The organism is Moorena sp. SIO4E2, assembly GCF_010671945.1.
GTDB lineage: Bacteria > Cyanobacteriota > Cyanobacteriia > Cyanobacteriales > Coleofasciculaceae > Moorena > Moorena producens.
On record NZ_JAAHIE010000538.1, the window covers coordinates 1 to 4,690 of the forward strand.

Sequence of the window (4,690 nt, forward strand, 5' to 3'; positions counted from 1 at the left end):
ATTGGTATCGACAGCACTTTGGAGAATCTCCCTTGGCCAAGCGTCGGGCTATTTTTCAGACTACAAAAATTGACATATAAACTGCATGAACTTTTATCGGCATAAGGGATTCAAACTCAACAGCCTACCGTGGGTCCCCCGAGCGAGCAATCCCTCGCTCGGGGGACTTTTACCAGCAAATTGATTCTTGTTCCCCCCAAGCGAGCAATCCCTCGCTTGGGGGGTGCATCTCAGTTTTGCAATTAGGCAAAAATTCGGGAGAAAATTCCCACACTCCCCGCGCCCCCGCCCCGCGCCCGGGCCCCACACTTGAGATCTTTTTTACAAATATGAGATGCACCCAATTTGGGGGGCTAGGGGTGCAAAATTCAGTATCAAAAAACTTTTCAGATATCCTCTCAAGAGAATAGCCAGCCTTGGTAAAAATTATTCTTGCTCATCTTATCTTATCCATTACAATAGGTATTTAGGAATATTTACTGGAGGAATAATTTCATTTTTACATAGTTTAATTGTTAATATCGTTATCATCAAAACTTAAATTTCAACAATAAAATTACCTAAAACGTACTTACTATTATATTTAATATAGACTGTGTATAAAGCAAATTTTAACAACTAAGAGCTTCCTGTATCTTATCTCCTTCCTAGCACCCCTTGAAACAGCTCTGCCTTTTTAAGGCGGACGGAAGGGGGTTATTCAGCCAGAGGGATTTAGGGGAATCAGAATTTTTTGACAAACAATATATTAGCAACCGCCCCAATACTTCTGTAACTGCTACAGGACATGGTTGCTTGCTCTTATTCACAAGGCTTTTTCTTTATAGTAAGTTGTATTCACCAAAAGCTATAGTAAAAGAACTGGCTTCAACGCCTACTACACTATGCTAGAATCTGGGAAACTCCTCCAAAATCGCTATTACCTCCAGCAGCAGCTGAATGACAATCCAGTGCGCCAGACTTGGCTAGCACTGGATTCCGAGTCTGACACGCAAGTCGTAGTCAAGCTTTTGGCTTTAGGTGGTCCCGTACAATGGGACGATTTGAAACTATTTGAGCGGGAAGCGCAAATTCTCAAACAACTGGATCATCCTCGGATTCCCAAGTATCGGGATTATTTTTCCCTCGATGAGAGTATCCTGTGGTTTGGACTGGTTCAGGAGTATATCCCTGGTCTATCCCTGAAACAACAACAGTCTCAAGGGTTTAGATTCTCTCAGCAGCAGGTAAATACTATCGCAGCTGATATTTTAAAAATTCTTCAGTACTTACATCAGCTCAACCCCCCAGTCTTACACCGAGATATCAAGCCCAGCAATCTAATTTGGGGTGAGGATGAGCAGGTATATTTAATCGATTTTGGAGCAGTGCAGGCTCAACCAACTACTGCGGGTGCCACATTTACAGTGGTGGGAACCTATGGTTATACTCCCATGGAACAGTTTGGGGGTCAAGCTGTGCCTGCTTCTGATTTGTATGCCTTAGGGGTCACCTTGATTGAACTGCTGACTGGAGTGGCACCTGCTGAGTTACCTCAGGAAAATTTGCGGATTCAATTTCGTCAACTACTCGGTTCTACTGTTGAGCCTGGCTTAGTGACCTGGCTAGAGAAAATTACAGAACCAGCTGTGGAGCGTCGCTTCAGTGATGCTAAACAAGCTACTGAAGCGCTATACACTAACCCAGTGGTTCCATCAAACAACACCTCCCCAACTGGTCTGCCAGACACTGTTGTCCGTATCCATAAATCAGCAGAACAACTGATCATTGATATCCCCTCCCACTGGGAAATGATAGTGTTCAAACCCCTCAAACATGCCCTAAAACAAGCTAGAGGGGTGCTAAAGGGGGTATTTTCTTACTCACTACAGCGGTTCAAGACCTTAGAAAAGTCTAGGCAACACCGGATATTAGTTGGTGTTGGGTTGGGAGTAGTCGTAGCAATTTTACTTGACTTATTTAAGCACCTTATTCTTCAAATATTAGTAATTTTGTTAGCAATTCCAGTATCATTACTGCCTTTAGCTATCCCAATTTTTTTAGTGATGTGGATAACATCATTAAACTCAGAAAAAGACTTTTCTGAGGCAGTTCGTATTTGTTTTGATAACAAAAAATTTGAAATTACTAAGGCATCTTTGAGCCGCAAAAAATGGGATCGAGGAGAAAATTCACAAATTAAAGAGGTTTATATTACTGCCTATAGGGATGCACAAGGTAGATACCATCGGGGGATTGCGATCACTACTCAGGTAGAACGACCATCACCCTTTGGTCAAAAATCCCAAACCTACATCTTTGGCGAACAATTACCAGAAGCTGAATTGAATTGGTTAGTTGAAGAAATCCGAGCTTGGTTAGATATCAAATCTAGTGATTCATCACCAAATGCAGAAGGTTGAAAGTTTAAGGTTGAAGGTTTAAGGTTGAAGGTTGAAGGTTGACGGTTTAAGGTTTAAGGTACAAGGTTCAAGGCAAAATAAAAAACCAATCAATACCGAAATTCAGCAACTCAGGACTCAGAACTCAGCTCATGGATGACATGAAAAATGCGAACAGAAACCCCATAATCGTGGATAAGACAACGGAACTGCCTCCCAATTCATAGGCTTCTGGCATCATGGTGCTAGCCAACATTGCCAAAATTGCTCCACCAGCAGTAGCCTGAGCTAAGGCTATGAATAATTCTGGGGTATGGCTTTCTAAAACATGACCTGCCACTGCACAGATTCCGCACAGCATCACCGCCCCCATCCATAACCCAAGAATCTGAGTGGTTTTAGTTCCAGCTTGTTTCATCCCAGTAGCACTGGATAATGCTTCTGGGAAATTGGAAATAAAAACTGCTAGTAAAAATGACAAGCTGAAGTGAGAGTCCCCAGCATTCATACCGATAACCGCAGATTCAGGAATATTGTCAATCAAGGTACCGATGACAATAGCAAAAGGAGCAGAATTCTTAACTAATTTTTCTAGTATAGCTGGATCTTCTCTAATTAATAGATCCAGTTCTGCTTGAGCAATCAACTGTTGTCGCCAACGGTCTAACTTATGTTCTACGGCCACCCTAGAGTCAGTGGCAAATTGGAGTCGGCGTGCTAAGGAACGGCTGAGAGCCCAAGCTAAGTGGGGAGACCAACTCAGCACATGATTAAAATGTTCTTGGTGTAGTTGATATAACTCCATGGGAGTTTGGGCAATAACAGTGGCTGAACGGGGTTCTCCCGTGAGCAATGACACTTCACCAAATACTTCCCCTGAACCCATAGTATTAATTAATTTTTCACCTCTGAAGACTTCCGCTTTTCCGTCCACAATCATATACAGGTGATCACCAGGGGCTCCCTCCTGACAAAGAATGTCTCCAGGTTGAGCATAGACTGGTTTGAGGTAGGGAACAATAGCGTGCTTTTCCTGGGAGGGAATATTTTGCATCACCTCCACGTGGGCAATGCGATTAAGTACATCGGATACCTGTTCCTGAGTATGCTCAATTAAATAGCGACGACTAGAGGCAGGTTTGCGTAGAAAACCACCGTGCTGGTCGATATATGTGGTGATTCCAGTAAACAGGCTACCCCCCACTAGGAATCCTAGCAGGAGGGGTAAAAATCCACCATTTTCGTAAGCAGGTATGGTGATTTCAAATGCGATCGCACAAATTAAGGTTCCACTACCAAATGCCATGATGGCAGCAGAAACAGTGCGGTTCGGCTGCCAGAAAACCCCAACTAAGGCTCCCAATGCCAAACTCGAAGCTCCTAATATACCTTGAAAAAATGCGGCGGTTGCCATAGGCGGCTGGCTGCTTCCAATACTGCTTATTTTATAGCTGCATACAATAGCTCGATACAAAGTATAAAGTCTGAAGACAAAAACCATGGATGCCAAAAAATTCAGCCTTGGCCTTGGCCATAGGCCAAGCTACTTGAGGTGCCTTCATCCTTCATCCTTTGGTTGGTAGGTCATGATCGATAGAGGAATACGGAATAGTGTAGTGGCTAGTTTGGACAAGCCAAACTTAAATTTAAGGGATTTAGGTAAGTCTTGCCAGGATACTGACACAAAACCGAAACGGGTGTAAAACGGCGTCAGCCAACCCATACATTCGAGATAAAGAGGGAACTCAGCCTCTTTGATTAAATTTTCCATCAGATAACTCCCCAAGCCCCGATTGCGCCACTTAGGTGCCACAACCAAACTCCCCAATTCTTGGGCATCGGGAAAGTTGCGCAATTGTCCACAAGCCACCACACGCCCCTCAAATTCAATCACCCGAAACTGGGTCCAACGTAACTGGGTAGGCTCTAGTTTAGCGATCAGAATTAATTTAAGAATTGCCCAGGTATCCTTAGCACAGGCAGGGCGGAAAATGCATCCTGGTGGTAACGATGGAGATGGTTTACTCATCAGCTTTTGTAAATTGAATGTTTGTTAATGGTTGACCATCAACCGTCAACCGTCAACCGTCAACCGTTAAACCTCAACAACAAACCACTCAATAACAAAGCACTCAACAACAAACCATCAGCATCCCAATTTATCAGTTACCGATTTCATAGGTCAGTTGTGATCTCCGTCAGTCCTGACCCAATACAATTATTGCTACACTCAAAGAAAATTCTGTAGTGAATGCAAGAGACTGCTCAATATTCCTGTGCCTATTATGGTGAAACCATTTTGACCTTTG

At 43.4% G+C, this 4,690-nt stretch carries 3 protein-coding genes; 1 reads left to right on the forward strand and 2 read right to left on the reverse strand.

All coding sequences use genetic code 11. The features are described 5' to 3' along the window. Window positions 1-884: 884 nt before the first annotated feature. The gene (locus F6K37_RS32425) at window positions 885-2,402 is read left to right on the forward strand and encodes a serine/threonine protein kinase (protein WP_008181165.1); all 1,518 of its coding nucleotides are present in this window, start codon (window positions 885-887) and stop codon (window positions 2,400-2,402) included. A gap of 124 nt (window positions 2,403-2,526) precedes the next feature. Here the strand turns inward: F6K37_RS32425 and F6K37_RS32430 are convergent, their stop codons facing one another. Continuing rightward, window positions 2,527-3,795 carry a cyclic nucleotide-binding domain-containing protein gene (locus F6K37_RS32430; RefSeq protein ID WP_008181167.1) on the reverse strand — a complete coding sequence of 423 codons (1,269 nt, stop codon included), beginning with the start codon at window positions 3,793-3,795 and terminating at the stop codon, window positions 2,527-2,529. A gap of 144 nt (window positions 3,796-3,939) precedes the next feature. Continuing rightward, on the reverse strand, window positions 3,940-4,410 hold the full coding sequence (locus tag F6K37_RS32435; protein WP_287254745.1) for a GNAT family N-acetyltransferase: 471 nt from the start codon (window positions 4,408-4,410) through the stop codon (window positions 3,940-3,942). Window positions 4,411-4,690 lie beyond the last annotated feature (280 nt).

Coding starts and splice junctions, on each gene's coding strand:
- F6K37_RS32425 (WP_008181165.1), top strand. CDS start 885: ATGCTAGAATCTGGGAAACTCCTCCAAAATCGCTATTACCTCCAGCAG.
- F6K37_RS32435 (WP_287254745.1), bottom strand. CDS start 4,410: ATGAGTAAACCATCTCCATCGTTACCACCAGGATGCATTTTCCGCCCT.
- F6K37_RS32430 (WP_008181167.1), bottom strand. CDS start 3,795: ATGGCAACCGCCGCATTTTTTCAAGGTATATTAGGAGCTTCGAGTTTG.